This is a genomic window from Streptomyces sp. Ru71 (assembly GCF_002920535.1).
Taxonomy (GTDB): domain Bacteria; phylum Actinomycetota; class Actinomycetes; order Streptomycetales; family Streptomycetaceae; genus Streptomyces.
Genome location: NZ_PQSS01000007.1, coordinates 118,757 through 134,105, shown reverse-complemented (window position 1 = coordinate 134,105; position 15,349 = coordinate 118,757). Strand labels below are relative to the sequence as shown.

The following is a 15,349-nucleotide window of genomic DNA, read 5'->3' as shown; positions in this document are numbered from 1 at the left end:
ACGGACATGTCCAGCACCTCACCGGCCCCCGCGACGGCCTCCCCCGAGACGTCCGAGGTCGAGCTGCTCATCAGCGGGATGACCTGCGCCTCCTGCGCCGCCCGCGTGGAGAAGAAGCTCAACCGCATGGACGGCGTCACCGCCACGGTGAACTTCGCGACGGAGAAGGCGAAGGTCGTCTACCCCGCCGGGACCGAGGTCGCCGACCTGATCGCCACGGTGGTCAGGACGGGGTACACCGCCGAGGAGCCCGCGCCGCCCGCCCCGCCGGAACAGGGTGCGGAGCAGGAGCCTCCGCAGGACGCCGAGCCGGCGTCCCTGCGGCAGCGGCTGGTCGTCTCCGCCGTCCTCGCCGCGCCCGTGGTCCTGCTGGCGATGGTGCCGAGCCTGCAGTTCGACAACTGGCAGTGGCTGTCGCTGACGCTCGCCGCGCCGGTCGTCGTCTGGGGCGGATGGCCCTTCCACAAGGCGGCCTGGACCAACCTGCGGCACGGCGCGGCCACCATGGACACGCTCGTCTCGGTCGGTACGGCGGCGGCGTTCGGCTGGTCGCTGTGGGCGCTGTTCCTCGGCGACGCGGGCATGCCCGGCATGCGGCACGGCTTCGACCTCACGCCCGCGCGCGGCGACGCCTCCTCCACGCTGTATCTGGAGGTCGCCGCCGGCGTCACCGCGTTCATCCTGCTGGGCCGCTATCTGGAGGCGCGCTCCAAGCGCCGCGCCGGTGCCGCGCTGCGGGCGCTGATGGAGCTGGGCGCGAAGGACGTGGCCGTGCTGCGCGCCGGCCGCGAGGTGCGGGTGCCGGTGTCCCGGCTGGCCGTCGGCGACCGGTTCGTGGTGCGGCCCGGCGAGAAGATCGCCACCGACGGGACGGTCGTCGAGGGCTCGGGCGCGGTGGACGCCTCCATGCTGACCGGCGAGTCGGTGCCGGTCGACGTCGGGGTCGGGGACTCGGTGACCGGCGCGACCGTCAACGCGGGCGGCCGGCTGGTCGTCGAGGCCACCCGGGTCGGCGCGGACACCCAGCTCGCGCGCATGGCCAAGCTGGTCGAGGACGCGCAGAGCGGCAAGGCCGAGGTGCAGCGGCTCGCCGACCGCGTCTCCGGGATCTTCGTACCGGTCGTCCTGCTGATCGCGGCCGCCACCTGCGGCGGCTGGCTCGGCGCGACCGGGGACGCGACGGCCGCGTTCACCGCCGCCGTCGCCGTGCTGATCATCGCCTGCCCGTGCGCGCTGGGCCTGGCCACGCCGACCGCGCTGATGGTGGGCACCGGCCGGGGCGCCCAGCTCGGCATCCTGATCAAGGGACCCGAGGTCCTGGAGTCCACCCGCCGCGTCGACACCGTCGTCCTGGACAAGACCGGCACCGTCACCACCGGCCGGATGACCCTGCAGGAGGTGTACGCCGCCGAGGGCGCCGACGAGAAGGAGGTGCTGCGGCTCGCGGGCGCGCTGGAGCACGCCTCCGAGCACCCGATCGCCCGTGCCGTCGCGGCCGGCGCCGAGGAGCGGGCCGGTGAGCTGCCGCCCGTCGAGGACTTCGCCAACGTCCCCGGTCGGGGCGTGCGGGGGCGTGTGGACGGCCGCGAGGTGGCCGTGGGCCGCCTGTTCGACACGCTCCCGCCCGCGCTGGCCCGGGTGCGCGAGGAGGCCGAGCGGGCCGGACGTACGGCGGTCGTCGTGGGCTGGGACGGCGAGGCGCGGGGTGTGCTCGCGGTGGCGGACGCGGTGAAGGAGACCAGCGCCGAGGCGGTGTCGCAACTGCGCGCGCTCGGGCTGACGCCGGTGCTGCTGACCGGGGACAACCGGACGGTGGCCGAGGCGGTGGCCCACCAGGTGGGCATCGACCAGGTGATCGCCGAGGTGCTGCCCGAGGACAAGGTGGACGTCGTACGGCGGCTGCGGGACGAGGGGCGGACGGTCGCCATGGTCGGCGACGGCGTCAACGACGCGGCGGCGCTCGCCACGGCGGATCTGGGCCTGGCGATGGGCACCGGCACGGACGCGGCGATCGAGGCGAGCGATCTGACGCTGGTGCGCGGGGATCTGCGGGTGGCCGCGGACGCGATCCGGCTGTCCCGGCGGACGCTGTCCACCATCAAGGGCAATCTGGTGTGGGCCTTCGGCTACAACGTGGCCGCGCTGCCGCTGGCCGCCGCGGGGCTGCTGAACCCGATGATCGCGGGGGCGGCGATGGCCTTCTCCTCGGTGTTCGTCGTCACCAACAGCCTGCGGCTGCGGGCGTTCCGGTGAACTGTCTGTGATGTGTTCGTCACAGCACAAGACCGGAGCCCCTCTGGAGTCCGGCGGCAGCCTCACATAAGCTCTTCACAAGCCTCGCGCATCTTCCTTACGCGGGGGTTCCGATCGTCGCATCGGGGCTCTTGCGCATTTAAAGGACGTATGCAAGAGACACAGATCACAGTGATGTGAACCCAACCACCGAAGGGGTGCGAGGGTCTAAGTTGGCGATGTCAGGAAGCGTCTTGGGGGGCGCCTACTGGCATCTGGAGTCGTCTTGGGGGACTTCTCCAGAGCTGCGTTGCCGGGACGCGTACACCGGGAAGCTTTGAGCGGCCCTCCCAGCGTGCGTTGTCCCGGCACACATCACTGGAGCACGGCGGGCTCGCCCGGCGTGCTCAGACAGCGATTCAGGCGCTGTTCTCGCAAGCGCCCGGCCGGATCCCGTGGGGGGAATCCGCACCGGGACACGGGAAGGCGCCCTGGTCGCCGGCCCGTGGGGGGACCGGCGCACCGGGGCGCCTTCTGCTTTACCTCTTGCCGCTCACCGCTGCCGCTTGCCGCTCACCGCTTGACGGGTCGTACGACGATGCCCCGCACCCGGCAGCGCCGGACACGGGGCACACATCGAGGCGTCGGCTGCGGCTCAGCGCTCCTCGACGGGGACGAAGTCGCGCTCGACCACGCCCGTGTAGATCTGGCGCGGGCGGCCGATGCGGGAGCCCGGCTCCTTGATCATCTCGTGCCACTGGGCGATCCAGCCCGGCAGGCGGCCGAGGGCGAACAGGACCGTGAACATCTCGGTCGGGAAGCCCATGGCCCGGTAGATCAGGCCGGTGTAGAAGTCGACGTTCGGGTAGAGGCTGCGCGAGACGAAGTAGTCGTCGGAGAGCGCGTGCTCCTCCAGCTTCAGCGCGATGTCCAGCAGCTCGTCGGACTTGCCGAGCGCGGACAGCACGTCGTGCGCGGCGGCCTTGATGATCTTGGCGCGCGGGTCGAAGTTCTTGTAGACCCGGTGGCCGAAGCCCATCAGGCGGACGCCGTCCTCCTTGTTCTTCACCTTGCGGATGAAGGAGTCGACGTCGCCGCCGGCGTCGCGGATGCCCTCCAGCATCTCCAGCACCGACTGGTTGGCGCCGCCGTGCAGCGGGCCCCACAGGGCGTTGATGCCGGCGGAGATCGACGCGAACATGTTCGCCTGCGAGGAGCCCACCAGGCGGACGGTGGAGGTCGAACAGTTCTGCTCGTGGTCCGCGTGCAGGATGAGCAGCTTGTCCAGCGCGGAGACGACGATCGGGTCGAGCTCGAACTCCTGCGCCGGCACCGAGAAGGTCATGCGCAGGAAGTTCTCGACGTAGCCGAGGTCGTTGCGCGGGTAGACGAACGGGTGGCCCACCGACTTCTTGTAGGCGTAGGCCGCGATCGTCGGAAGCTTGGCGAGCAGGCGGACCGTGGACAGGTCGCGCTGCTTCTCGTCGAACGGGTTGTGGCTGTCCTGGTAGAACGTGGACAGCGCGGAGACGACCGACGACAGCATGGCCATCGGGTGGGCGTCGCGCGGGAAGCCCCGGTAGAAGTTCTTGACGTCCTCGTGCAGCAGGGTGTGCCGCGTGATCTCGTCCTTGAACGCGGTGAGCTGGTCGACGGTCGGCAGCTCGCCGTTGATCAGCAGGTAGGCGACCTCCAGGAAGGTGGAGCGCTCGGCCAGCTGCTCGATGGGGTAACCGCGGTACCGGAGGATGCCGGCCTCACCGTCGAGGTAGGTGATGGCCGATTTATAGGCGGCGGTGTTGCCGTACCCGCTGTCCAGGGTCACCAGACCGGTCTGGGCGCGCAGCTTCCCGATGTCGAAGCCCTTGTCGCCGACGGTGCTGTCGACCACCGGGTAGGTGTACTCGTTGCCGTCGTACCGCAGTACTACAGAGTTGTCGCTCACGTCTTCCCTCACCGACGTTGTGCCTCATCTTCGAGGTTGCCCTGACTGTCTCTACCATCCCCCATTTGGCTCAGGAGAGTGCACTCGGGGTCGACCATTGGGCTTATCGGCGGCACTCAGTGCCGCCAACTTGCTCATCCTGCCCCCTTCTCTGCCCGTCGGGAAGTGCTCTGTGACCTTCACGACTCGTTTGATCGATCATTTTTTGCGATGGAGCCCGCGGCGGCCGTGGAACCCATGGCGCCCATGAGCCGGAAGTCCAGGGCGGTGCAGCGCCGCCCCGCCGACACCGTCCGCACGGCCTGGCCGATCGCCTTGCGCGAACCGACGAGGACGACCAGCTGTTTGGCCCTGGTCACCGCGGTGTACAGCAGGTTCCGCTGGAGCATCATCCAGGCGCCGGTGGTGACCGGGATCACCACGGCCGGATACTCGCTGCCCTGCGAACGGTGGATGGTCACCGCGTACGCGTGCGCCAGCTCGTCCAGTTCGTCGAACTCGTACGGAACCTCCTCGTCCTCGTCCGTCAGCACCGTCAGACGCTGGTCGACCGGGTCGAGCGAGGTGACCACGCCCACGGTGCCGTTGAAGACACCGTTCTTCCCTTTTTCATAATTGTTGCGGATCTGGGTGACCTTGTCGCCGACACGGAACACCCGCCCGCCGAACCGCTTCTCCGGCAGATCGGGCCGCCCCGGGGTGATGGCCTGCTGCAACAGCCCGTTGAGCGTGCCGGCCCCGGCCGGACCCCGGTGCATCGGCGCCAGCACCTGCACATCCCGCCGGGGATCGAGCCCGAACCTGGCCGGAATCCGACGCGCCGCCACATCGACGGTGAGCCGGCCGGCCTCCTCGGTGTCGTCCTGCACGAAGAGGAAGAAGTCCTTCATCCCGTCCGTGAGCGGATGCTGCCCCGCGTTGATCCGGTGCGCGTTGGTGACGACGCCGGACTGCTGCGCCTGCCGGAACACGCGCGTGAGCCGCACGGCGGGCACGGGGCTGCCGTCGGCCAGCAGATCCCGCAGCACCTCGCCCGCGCCGACGCTCGGCAGCTGGTCGACGTCCCCGACGAAGAGGAGATGGGCCCCCGGCGGTACGGCCTTCACCAGTTTGTTGGCCAGGAGCAGATCCAGCATCGACGCCTCGTCGACGACCACGAGGTCGGCGTCCAAGGGCCGGTCACGGTCGTAGGCCGCGTCCCCGCCCGGCTTCAGCTCCAGCAGCCGGTGCACGGTGGACGCCTCCGCCCCGGTCAGCTCGGCCAGCCGCTTGGCGGCCCGCCCGGTGGGCGCGGCGAGCAGCACCTTGGCCCGCTTGGCCTGGGCCAGCTCGACGATCGAACGGACCGTGAAGGACTTGCCGCAGCCCGGACCACCGGTGAGGACGGCGACCTTCTCGGTCAACGCCAGCTTGACGGCCGCCTCCTGCTCGGACGCCAGCTCGGCGCCGGTGCGCTGCTTGAGCCACGCGAGTGCCTTGTCCCACTGCACGGACTTGAAGCCCGGCATCCGGTCCTCGTCGGTGCGCAGCAGCCGCAGCAGCTGGGAGGAGAGGGACAGCTCGGCCCGGTGGAACGGGACCAGGTACACGGCGGTGACGGGCTCGTCGGTGTCGTTCCCCGGCACCTTCTCCCGTACGACACCGGGTTCCTCGCCGTCCTCGCCCGGCTGGGCCAGCTCGGCCAGGCACTCGATGACGAGCCCGGTGTCGACGCCGAGCAGCTTGACGGCGTCGGAGATGAGCTTCTCCTCCGGCAGATAGCAGTGCCCCTGGTCGGCGGACTGCGACAGCGCGTACTGCAGGCCCGCCTTGACCCGCTCCGGGCTGTCGTGCGGGATGCCGACGGACTGGGCGATCTTGTCGGCGGTGAGGAAGCCGATGCCCCACACGTCGGAGGCGAGCCGGTAGGGCCGCTCCTTGACGACCTGGATCGAGGCGTCGCCGTACTTCTTGTAGATGCGCACGGCGATGGAGGTGGACACGTCCACGGTCTGCAGGAACAGCATCACCTCCTTGATCGCCTTCTGCTCCTCCCAGGCGTCGGCGATCTTCTTGGTCCGCTTCGGCCCGAGCCCCGGCACCTCGACGAGCCGCTTCGGCTCCTCCTCGATGATCCGGAGCGTGTCCGTCCCGAAATGCTGCGTGATCCGGTCGGCGAAGACCGGCCCGATGCCCTTGACCAGCCCGGAGCCGAGATATCTCCGGATGCCCTGGACGGTGGCCGGCAGCACGGTCGTGTAGTTCTCGACGTGGAACTGCTTGCCGTACTGCGGGTGGGACCCCCAGCGCCCCTCCATCCGCAGGGACTCCCCCACCTGGGCCCCGAGCAGCGCGCCGACGACCGTGAGCAGATCACCGGCGCCTCTGCCGGTGTCCACCCGGGCGACGGTGTAGCCGTTCTCCTCGTTGGCGTACGTGATCCGCTCCAGCACGCCTTCGACCGTGGCGAGCCGCCGCGCCTCCGCGCCGCCGTACGGGGTCCCCTCCGCTTGAGCCATGATCCGACGTTACCGGTGGGGTGTGACAGCGGAGGGTCCGGAAGGGTTTGGCCACTAACCTCGGCACGTGGACTACCCCAGGACGCGTGCCCTCGCCGAGGAACTCGACGCGTATGCGCAGGGACTTCCAGGGGCGTGGACCGTGGAGATCGGCCCCTCCGGCCCGGTGCTGGCCATGCGGCGCGCGTCCAAGCGCCGCGAAGGGGTGATCCGCCGCACCCGCGAGCAGCTCGACGCCCTGCTGCCTCAGACCCACCCCGGCTGCGTCTGCGCCAACGGCCCGGTGATCGAGGACCCTGCGATCGGCCGTATGCGCCGCCCTGACGCCGTCGTCATCCCCGAGTCCGTGCTCGACGAGGAGGGCCTGGCCGTCGACGCGACGCGGGTGCCGGCCGCCATCGAGATCGTCTCGCCGTCCAACCCGAACAACGACTACGGCGAGAAGCTCGCGGACTACCCGGCCATGGGCATCCCGCACGTCGGAGTTCCGGCGTTACGGCAAGGACGACGTCGGCTGAGGGTCCTTGAGTGCGTTTCCGCAGTGCGGCGTGGAGGTGGGGCCGCTGTTCTAGACTGGCCCCTCTCAACGCCCTTGGCGCACAAGGACATTCGGGGGAGCCGTGGCTACTGCGGAGATTTCGGTGCTGAGCGAGGCACCTGTGGCCGATACCGAGTCGCTGGCGGGCTGGCTCGGAGGGGAACCCGAGCTTGCCGGCCGGGTGCGCCGGACCGGTCACACGCCCGGTCCGCAAGAGCTCGGAGCCGTACTCGACACCCTGACCGTGGCGCTCGGCACCGGCGGCACGGTCACCGCACTGGTCACCTCCTTGCGCACCTGGCTCGCCCATCCGCGCCGCAGTGACGTCCGGCTCAAGGTCCGGCGCGAAGGCGGGGCGACCGTCGAGATCGACGCGAAACGCGTGAAGCGCGCCGACGTGGAGAAGCTCCTGCATCAGGCCCTGCAGGAGCAGCCGGAGCCGGGGCAGGACTCGGACGTACAGGAGTGACGTGCGTCTTCCCGATCCACAGCGCTCCCGGATCGTGCTGATCGGGGCCAGTCAGTACTCCGATCCGGCGCTCCCCGACCTGCCGGCCGTCCACCGTACGATCACCGACCTGGCTGAGCTGCTGACGGACCAGGTCTACGGGGTGGTCCCCGAGGACCACTGCACGGTGCTGCTCGACGAAGGGGACCTGCGGACCGTCGGTCAGCGACTGTGGGCCGCGGTCACCGAAGCCGAGGATCTGCTCCTCATCTACTACGCCGGGCACGGCCTCATCAGCGAGCCACGCTGGGACCTGTCCCTCGCCCTGCCGGACAGCGAGTTGGCTCACCCGGAGTTCAACTCCCTCGAATACGACAAGCTGCGGCACGCGGTGCTCAACAGCCCAGCCGTCAACAAGCTGGTGATCATCGACTGCTGCTTCTCCGGCCGGGCCCTCACCGGCACCATGGCGGGAGACGGCGCCACGGAGATCGGGCAGCTCGAAGTGGCGGGGACCTACGTCCTGACGTCGGCGGCGCGCGACCAACTCGCCCTCGCCCTCGCCGGGGAACCGCACACCGCCTTCTCCGGACGCCTGATGCGCCTCCTGCGGGAGGGCATCGTCGGCGGACCCGAGCTGCTGACCATCGAGGACCTGTACAAACGGCTCAGGCAGAACATGACGGCCGAGGGGCTGCCCGTGCCGCTCAACCGTGGCGCCGGCACAGCCAGCCGGCTCGCCCTCGGTGTCAACCGCGCCTTCGCCGCCACGGCCGGCCCTGAGCTGCGCAAGCAGCACGTCGCCGCCGTACAGCAGGGCAAGGACGGTGACTGGAAGGGGGCTGCGGACGCGCTGCAGAAGATCCTGGACGAGCAGGTCCGCGTCCTGGGCCAGGAGCACGTCGACACACTGCGGACCCGTCAGTCGTACGCGCACAGCCTCGGCGGCGCAGGCGACGCGATGACCGCCGCCCAGCTGCTGCGCCAGCTCCTCGCCGACCAGTTGCAGCTGCTCGGCCCGGACCACGAGGACACATTGCGCACCCGGCAGTTCCTCGCGGTCAATCTCGGCGAGGCCGGCTACCGGGAGGAGGCCGTCGGCATGCTGCGGGTCCTGCTCGCCGACCGGGGTCGCGTGCTCGGCGCCGAGGACCTCCATACGCTGCGCACCCGGCACATGCTGGCGCGCAACCTCCTGCTGCTGGGGGCGAAGGACGAAGCCGTGGCCCTGCTGCGCCAGCTGGTGACGGAGCGCGAACGGATTCTCGGCGGGGAGCATCCGCACACCAGGCGGGCACAAGAGGATCTCCGCAGCGCCGTGGACAGGGAGGGTGGTTGATGGCGACGCTCTTCGACCGCTTCGATGCCGGGGCTCGCCGTGTCGTCGTTCTGGCTCAAGAAGAAGCCCGGATGCTCAACCACAACTACATCGGCAGCGAGCACATCCTCCTGGGCCTGACCCACGAGGGTGCCGGTGTCGCCACCAAAGCCCTTGAGGATCTCGGCATTTCTCTCGCAGCGGTCCGCCGGGAGGTCGAGGAGATCATCGGGCTGGGCCAGCAGCCGGCGCCGAAGAACCCGCTTCCGTTCACGCCACGCGCCAAGAACGTGCTCGAATTCTCCCTGGACGAGGCACAGCACGACGGGCGGAACGACATCAGCCCGGAGCACCTCCTGCTCGGCCTGACACGTGCCGGCGAAGGCGTCGCCGCCCAGGTCCTGATGCGGCTGGGCACCCATCTGGACATCGCACGGCAGCAGGTCAGGCGCGTCCTGGCCGAACGCCGTCAGAGGGAGTTCGACGAGCCGGCCAAGGCGGAGCAGGCATGGCCCCTTCTCGACCAGTGCGGTCGCGATCTCACCGCGGCGGCCCGGCAGTCCAGGCTCGATCCGGTGGTCGGGCGGACGAAGGAGATCGAGCGGGTCGTCCAGATCCTCACCCGCCGGAACAGGAACGTGCCGCTGCTCGTCGGTGAACCCGGCGTCGGCAAGACGGCGGTGGCGTTCGGCTTCGCGCAGAGCGTCGCCGCGGGTGACGTGCCGCCGGCCCTGCAGCACCGGACCGTGCGGTCGCTGGACCTGGGTACTCTGCTCGCCGACCCGCAGCACCGGGGCCGGGGCATCGACCTGGTGACCGCGCTGCTGAGCGAGGTCCGTTCTCACCGGTCCCTCGTGGTGTACCTCAGTGGCGCCCTCAGTCCGCTGCACCTGCCCGACGGAACGACCAACCCCCTCAGCCTGTTCCGCTCGCTGCTCGGCACTCCCGGAGTCCTGGTTCTGGGTTCCTGTACCAGGGTGGAGCTCGAACAACGCGGCCTCGAACCGGCCGTCGACCGGTTGATCCAGCCCGTCCCCGTCGACGAGCCCGCGCCCGAGGATCTGCTGGAGATCCTCAGAGTCTGCCGCAACCGCCTGGAGGAACACCACCAGGTGGCCATTCGCGACGAGGCCCTGGAGGCCGCCGCATCACTCGCCAGCCACCACGTTCCCGACCAGCATCTGCCGGGTTCGGCCATCGACCTGCTGGACGAGGCGAGCGCACAGGTACGCGTCAGTGAGATCCGTACGTTCGAGGCGCGGCTGCAGGAGACTCTGCAGCGGTACGACGCGGAGATCGCCGAGGCCCGGCGGGGCAAAGAGGCGGCCATCGAGGAGCAGGACTACGAGCGAGCGGCCTCGATGCGCCACCGGGAGGTGCAACTGATCGCGGAACGCCGCAAGGCCAAGCAGAACGCGGACAAGCCGACCCGCGACGTTCCGCTGGAGATCGGCAAGGCCGACGTCGAAAACGCGTTGGCCGTCTACTCCGGCACTCAGTCCCCCGAGCCGACGCGCACGACAACCGTCACCCGCCGGACCTCACCGGTCGAGCACGACCCGTACGTCTGGTCCATGAGCTAGGTCCATCTCCTACGAGGACGGTGGCGCGAGTACGTCGACGACTCGCTTGATCATGTCCTCGCGCGCGTTGAGCGGGGTCGGTGTGTAGGACAGCACGAAGCGGGTGCTCAGGTCCCGCGTGGCGAACATGCGGGTGCGGTAGCCGTAGTTCTCGCCGGTCTTCCCCCAGAACGTGGTGCCGTTCACCCGGGCCGCCTGCAAGCCCATGCTGTAGCGGGCGTCGGTGCCGTCCAGCATGGTCACCGGAGGCAGGGTGAAGAGCTTCTCCCGCGCTCGGGGCGGCAGCAGCGCCCCCGTGAACAAGGCGTGCTGGAAGCGAAAGAGGTCGTCGGCGGTGGAGACCAGTTCGCCTTCGCCCCAGGACGACGACTGGTCGTAGGTCGTCACGTCACACAGGCTGCCGTCCGTCATGCGCAGATAGCCGTGCACGGCTGAGCCGTGGACGCGGCGATCGCCGCCGGGGATCACCGTGCCGGTCAGTCCGAGGGGACGCAGGATGCGCGAGGCGATCACGTCGCCGTACCGCCGCCCCGTCACCTCCTCGATGAGCAGCGCGAGCAGAACGTAGTTGATGCCCCGGTACTCCTGCTTGTCGCCGGGGGTGAACTTGAGGCCTTCGTGCGTCACGGTGCGGACCAGGGCCCGCGGTGTCCAGTGGTCGAAGCGGTGGCGCACGACCGCCTCCGGCGTCCCGAGGTCCGGCAGGCCCCGGTGGTCGGGCAGACCGCTGGTGTGGTTGAGCAGGTGGGACACCGCGATCTCGCCGAAACCGGCAGGCAGCGGCAGATCGGGAAGACAGCGCGTGATCGGGGCGTCGAGATCCAGCCAGCCCTGCGCCCACAACTGCAGGACGACCGTCGCCACGAAGGCCTTGGTCACACTGCCCGCCCGGAAGGGGTCGTCCGCCCGCACCGGCCGGCCGCTCGCGATGTCGGCGGTGCCGGCGGTTCCGTACCAGCGGCCGTCCCGGCCTTCCACCAGCAGTTGCGAGGCGATCGCCTCGGGGTGGGAGAGGTCACTGATGGCCGCCTGTAAGGCTGCGGAACGCGGGGTCGCCGCGGCTGCCGGGGCGCGTGTGCCGACGAGCGCGAGCGCGCCGGCCGCGAGGGCGCCGGTGACGGCGCGTCGGGAGAGAGAGGTCATGCGGTCGATGGTTCCGCGTCCCGGCCTACGCGGCCCTCCGGGACGCCCCTGGCCGAACCCTGGGACCGTCCCCTACGGACGCTTCAGCGACGCGAGAAAGGCGGCGAAGGCGGGGGTGGGGAAGGTGAGGGTGGCTCGGGCGGGGTCCTTGGAGTCGCGGACGGCGGTGTGGGTGGGGGTGGTGGCGACCTCGACGCATTCGTTGCCGTCGCCCTCGCCCGAGTAGGAAGACTTCCGCCAGGTGTTCATGGGAGGCCTCACAGCTCTTGTGCCAGCCGGTGGATGAAGTCGCGGGACTCATCCGGTTCCAGTGATACAGCCTCCACCATACGGAAGCGCGTTCGATAGATACTGAGTTGGGCCTCGGCGTCGATCAGCACGCTCCCGTGGGGCGCGTCCCGCATCACCGTGTCCAGCTTTGGCACGGGACCGCCCGCATACGTCATCGCGCTTGAGGGCACGAAACCGTCCCGGTCGAACGGGATGACGCGAACGGTCGCCTGGTCCGCCTCCGAGCGTTCCAGGAGCCGGGCGAGCTGGGCCTTCGAGGTGGCACGGTCACCGACCCGGATCCGAAGCGCCGCCTCGTGGATCAGCGCCACATAGGGAGCGGTGACCCTCTGACGCTCCTGCCGGTGCCGGATCCGCAACTCCACCTCCTCGTCGGTCAGTTCCGGAAGCCTGGAGGAGAAGACGGCACGGGCGTAGCCCTCCGTCTGCAAGAGGCCCGGCACGTACAGGATGGCCACGTGGTGCAGGAACCGGGCGTGGTGTTCCAACTCGGACAGGTCCAGGAAAGACGTGGGCAGCAGACCCCGGTACTCCTCCCACCAACCGCGTGAGCGATCGGTGGCCATCGCCACGAGTGCGTCGACGAACTCCTCGTCCGTACAGGCATAGTGAGAGGCCAGGCGGCGCACGCGCTGCTCACTCACACCCTTGACCCCGGCTTCGATCTGGCTGATCTGCACCCGGTTCACCCCGAGCAGCGCCGCCGCCTCGATGGCGGTGAGCCCTGCCGCCTCGCGGAGCCTGCGTAGTTCCACACCCAGGCGCAACTCACGTGCGGTCGGTTCACGCCTCGGGCCCATCAGTTGCTCCTTGATCCAACGATGCGGCCACTGCCGCTCGTTGGGGTTCAGATTACGCGATCAGCTTGCCCGAGGTTACATGTAACCCATACCGTCGGTGACGTAGCGCACACGCAGCGGAAGTGCACCGCGCCGTCGTGCCATGACGGCTGCGGCGATGCCACCCGGCGTGAAATCCCCTGGCAAACGACGGAGTTGATGCCGCATGTCCGAAAACGAGACCTGGGACTACACGCTCTACCTCCCCAACGACCCCAGAGCCGTCACCGTCTCGCGCCGCACCCTGCGTCTGATCCTCACCCTGCACGGCCTGATCGGCCTCGTGGACACGGCGGAGCTGCTCGCCGCGGAGCTGGTCGCCAACGCCGTACGGCACACCAAGGGGCCGGCGGCGCTCAGGGTGCGCCGTACCCGGGAGGGGGCGGTGTGGATCGGGGCGTGGGACACCGACCCCGCACCGCCCGAGCCGCCAAGGGAGCTGGAACAGGCCCTGGAACTGGAGGAGGGCCGGGGCCTGGGCCTGATCGTGGCGTGCGCGGACGTGTGGGGCTGGCAGCCGTCGGCCCGGTTCGGGGACCGGGGGAAGTACGTCTGGTGCCAGCTGGGGGCCGCGTGATGGCGGGCTCGCTGATCGAACCGGGCGGGCGCCCACCCGGTCACAGCAGTGCTGTCAGTCTGGACACGTTGCGCGTGCCCTCCCGGCGTACGCCCACCGGGATCAGGGCCGCGCGGGTCGGGACCCGGACTCCGCCCGTGAAGGCCACCCTCGTGCCCGTGCCGTCCGGCCTCGCCGCCACCCCGATCAGCAGGAAGCGGCTCTGCAGCCAGCACCAGCCCGGGCGTTGCACCCCGCGCAGCCGGGCCCGCGGGCCGAATCTGCTGCGGGCCAGCGCCTCGACCCGCTCGCCCCGGCGGTGGACGACGCGCAGCCGTTCCATGTCGGTCACCACCTGCCCGAACCCGCCCTCCAGGTCGCCGAGCAGGGACCAGACCCGCTCGAAGGGCGCGTCCACGTACGCCTCGGTCACGTGCGCGCCGCGCACGCCGGCGGCCAGGGCGTGCAGACGGCGCACGGGGTCGACGTCGGTGGCCGGCCAGAACTCGTTCATGACGTCCACGCCTTCCGGAAGGTGTCGCGCGCCCGGTGGAGCCGCGATTTGACGGTGCCTGTGCGCACGCCGAGCAGGGCGGCCGCGGTGCGCTCGTCCAGGCCCTCCACGTCGCGCAGCATCAGCACCGCACGGTGTTCGGGCGAGAGCCGTTCCAGTACGTCCCTGATGTCGGCGGACAGCTGCGGGTCGCCCCGGGCCGGGAGCGTGCTCAGATCGGCCGGCACGGTACGCGCGGCGCGTTGCGCGGCGCGTACCGCCTCGCGTACGGCGATGGCACGGACCCAGCCGTGCAGGGCGGCCGGGTCCTTCAGGGTGCGCAGTGATCTGAAGACCGCCGTCAGGGCCTCCTGTGCCGCGTCCGCTCCCTGGTCCAGCGCGATGGGCGCGCACACGCGGCCCACGTACGGCGCCAGGAGGTCCAGGAGTTCCGCCATCGCGAGGGTGTCGCCGCGCTGGGCCGCGCGCACCAGCGCGGCCGTCCGGTCATCGGGTCCTTCAGCGGGCACGGACGTCGTCCTTCCACCGCGCCACCCGCAGGGCGGCGACGGCCAGGGCTGCGCACAGCGGGGTGTAGAGCACGAGATTGAGCCAGTAGAACGTCGTGCCGGTCTCCTTGGCGAAGAGCCAGTAGACGCCCGCGAGGGCGCGCAGGGACAGACCTGCCGCCACGGCCAGGGTGCCGAGCCGCAGGACGGGCCGGCGGGGGCGCAGAACGCGGGCGAGCACGCAGGTGGCGCCGGTCAGCAGGACCGCGACGAGCGGCAGCAGGATCGGCGGCGTGAACGGTACGTCCGTGCCCAGGACCGCCTGCGACAGGCTGCCGTCGTCGGCCGCCGGCCAAGTGGCGCCGGTCGTCCAGTACAGGTGGAGCAGGGCGTCCGCGCCGAGCACCGAGGTGACGAGCACGGCGGCGCGGGTCGGAGCGTGGGTGCCGGGCCGGTGCGGCATGGGTCCTCCTGGGGGCGACTTCGGTATTCCGTCGCCCTCCAGAGGCGCCGTCCGCGCAAAACGTTCCACCGGCCACGGCACTTCTCACCCGGCCCGGCCGGAACCGACGCGTGCTACGCGGGCTGCAGCACGCACGTCCCGACCACGTACCCCGTGATGCCGTTCTTCGTGACCTTGACCCAGCGGGTGCTGGTGATGCCGCACGCCGTGTAGGAGCCGCCGTAGTACATCTGGCACGGGGACGACGCGGTCTGGCCCTTGTTGAGCTGGCCCAGCGCCGTGCCGCTGGTGCTCGTGCGGTCGCGGATCAGGACGGTCTCCAGGGCCTTCGCCGTGCAGCTGGAGGCGGTCGCGTTCGTCTGGGCGACGGCGGGCGTGCCCGCGATGACGGCCGTACCGACGAGGGCGGCGGCGGCCAGGGACGCACCTAGGACGCGGCGTGTGCGCATAAGTCGTACTCTCTCCCGTTTTGGCGCGGGCATGTCACCCGCAG

The 15,349-nt window shown here is 70.3% G+C and carries 14 protein-coding genes and 1 pseudogene; 6 read left to right on the top strand and 9 right to left on the bottom strand.

What is annotated here, in order from left to right:
• The first annotated feature begins 6 nt into the window (after positions 1-6).
• Entirely contained in the window at positions 7-2,253 is a 2,247-nt protein-coding gene (locus C3489_RS06940; protein ID WP_103780865.1) for a cation-translocating P-type ATPase, read from the top strand.
• A 634-nt stretch (positions 2,254-2,887) separates the two neighbouring features.
• On the opposite strand, the gene C3489_RS06935 is transcribed toward C3489_RS06940, so the two are convergent.
• Both C3489_RS06935 and C3489_RS06930 read right to left on the bottom strand, forming a co-directional pair.
• A complete protein-coding gene (locus tag C3489_RS06935) occupies positions 2,888-4,177 on the bottom strand; it encodes a citrate synthase (RefSeq protein WP_103780864.1) in 1,290 nt (429 codons plus the stop codon).
• Positions 4,178-4,356: 179 nt separating this feature from the next.
• Positions 4,357-6,675 carry an ATP-dependent RecD-like DNA helicase gene (locus tag C3489_RS06930; protein ID WP_103780863.1) on the bottom strand — a complete coding sequence of 773 codons (2,319 nt, stop codon included), beginning with the start codon at positions 6,673-6,675 and terminating at the stop codon, positions 4,357-4,359.
• A 67-nt stretch (positions 6,676-6,742) separates the two neighbouring features.
• On the opposite strand from C3489_RS06930, the pseudogene C3489_RS39010 reads away from it, so the two are divergent.
• From C3489_RS39010 to C3489_RS06910, 4 genes and pseudogenes are all read left to right on the top strand, one after another.
• A pseudogene (locus C3489_RS39010) lies at positions 6,743-7,156 on the top strand (Uma2 family endonuclease); the annotation flags it as partial.
• 139 nt (positions 7,157-7,295) lie between these two features.
• Positions 7,296-7,682 carry a hypothetical protein gene (locus C3489_RS39005; protein ID WP_258054592.1) on the top strand — a complete coding sequence of 129 codons (387 nt, stop codon included), beginning with the start codon at positions 7,296-7,298 and terminating at the stop codon, positions 7,680-7,682.
• 1 nt (position 7,683) lies between these two features.
• Positions 7,684-9,000 (top strand): caspase domain-containing protein, encoded by a 1,317-nt coding sequence (locus C3489_RS06915; protein WP_103780860.1) that lies wholly within the window; start codon positions 7,684-7,686, stop codon positions 8,998-9,000.
• A complete protein-coding gene (locus C3489_RS06910) occupies positions 9,000-10,562 on the top strand; it encodes a Clp protease N-terminal domain-containing protein (RefSeq protein ID WP_103780859.1) in 1,563 nt (520 codons plus the stop codon). The genes C3489_RS06915 and C3489_RS06910 overlap by 1 nt, the downstream gene beginning before the upstream one ends.
• A 9-nt stretch (positions 10,563-10,571) precedes the next feature.
• Here C3489_RS06910 and C3489_RS06905 read toward each other — a convergent pair whose 3' ends face one another.
• From C3489_RS06905 to C3489_RS06895, 3 genes are all read right to left on the bottom strand, one after another.
• A complete protein-coding gene (locus tag C3489_RS06905; protein ID WP_103780858.1) occupies positions 10,572-11,705 on the bottom strand; it encodes a serine hydrolase in 1,134 nt (377 codons plus the stop codon).
• Between the two features lie 72 nt (positions 11,706-11,777).
• On the bottom strand, positions 11,778-11,954 hold the full coding sequence (locus C3489_RS06900) for a DUF397 domain-containing protein (protein ID WP_103780857.1): 177 nt from the start codon (positions 11,952-11,954) through the stop codon (positions 11,778-11,780).
• 8 nt (positions 11,955-11,962) lie between these two features.
• Positions 11,963-12,796, bottom strand: coding sequence for a helix-turn-helix transcriptional regulator (locus tag C3489_RS06895; RefSeq protein WP_103780856.1), 834 nt, complete (start codon positions 12,794-12,796; stop codon positions 11,963-11,965).
• A gap of 205 nt (positions 12,797-13,001) precedes the next feature.
• Between C3489_RS06895 and C3489_RS06890 the strand changes: the two genes are divergently transcribed.
• A complete protein-coding gene (locus C3489_RS06890; protein WP_103780855.1) occupies positions 13,002-13,412 on the top strand; it encodes an ATP-binding protein in 411 nt (136 codons plus the stop codon).
• Between the two features lie 40 nt (positions 13,413-13,452).
• Here the strand turns inward: C3489_RS06890 and C3489_RS06885 are convergent, their stop codons facing one another.
• From C3489_RS06885 to C3489_RS06870, 4 genes are all read right to left on the bottom strand, one after another.
• Positions 13,453-13,905, bottom strand: a complete 453-nt coding sequence (locus tag C3489_RS06885; protein WP_103780893.1) for a hypothetical protein — start codon at positions 13,903-13,905, stop codon at positions 13,453-13,455.
• The gene (locus C3489_RS06880) at positions 13,902-14,414 is read right to left on the bottom strand and encodes an RNA polymerase sigma factor (RefSeq protein ID WP_103780854.1); all 513 of its coding nucleotides are present in this window, start codon (positions 14,412-14,414) and stop codon (positions 13,902-13,904) included. Before C3489_RS06880 ends, C3489_RS06885 begins: the two co-directional genes overlap by 4 nt.
• Positions 14,404-14,856 (bottom strand): DUF3995 domain-containing protein, encoded by a 453-nt coding sequence (locus tag C3489_RS06875; RefSeq protein ID WP_103780853.1) that lies wholly within the window; start codon positions 14,854-14,856, stop codon positions 14,404-14,406. Before C3489_RS06875 ends, C3489_RS06880 begins: the two co-directional genes overlap by 11 nt.
• A gap of 113 nt (positions 14,857-14,969) precedes the next feature.
• Positions 14,970-15,305: a hypothetical protein gene (locus C3489_RS06870; protein WP_103780852.1), complete on the bottom strand. Its 336-nt coding sequence runs from the start codon at positions 15,303-15,305 to the stop codon at positions 14,970-14,972.
• Between the last annotated feature and the right edge of the window lie 44 nt (positions 15,306-15,349).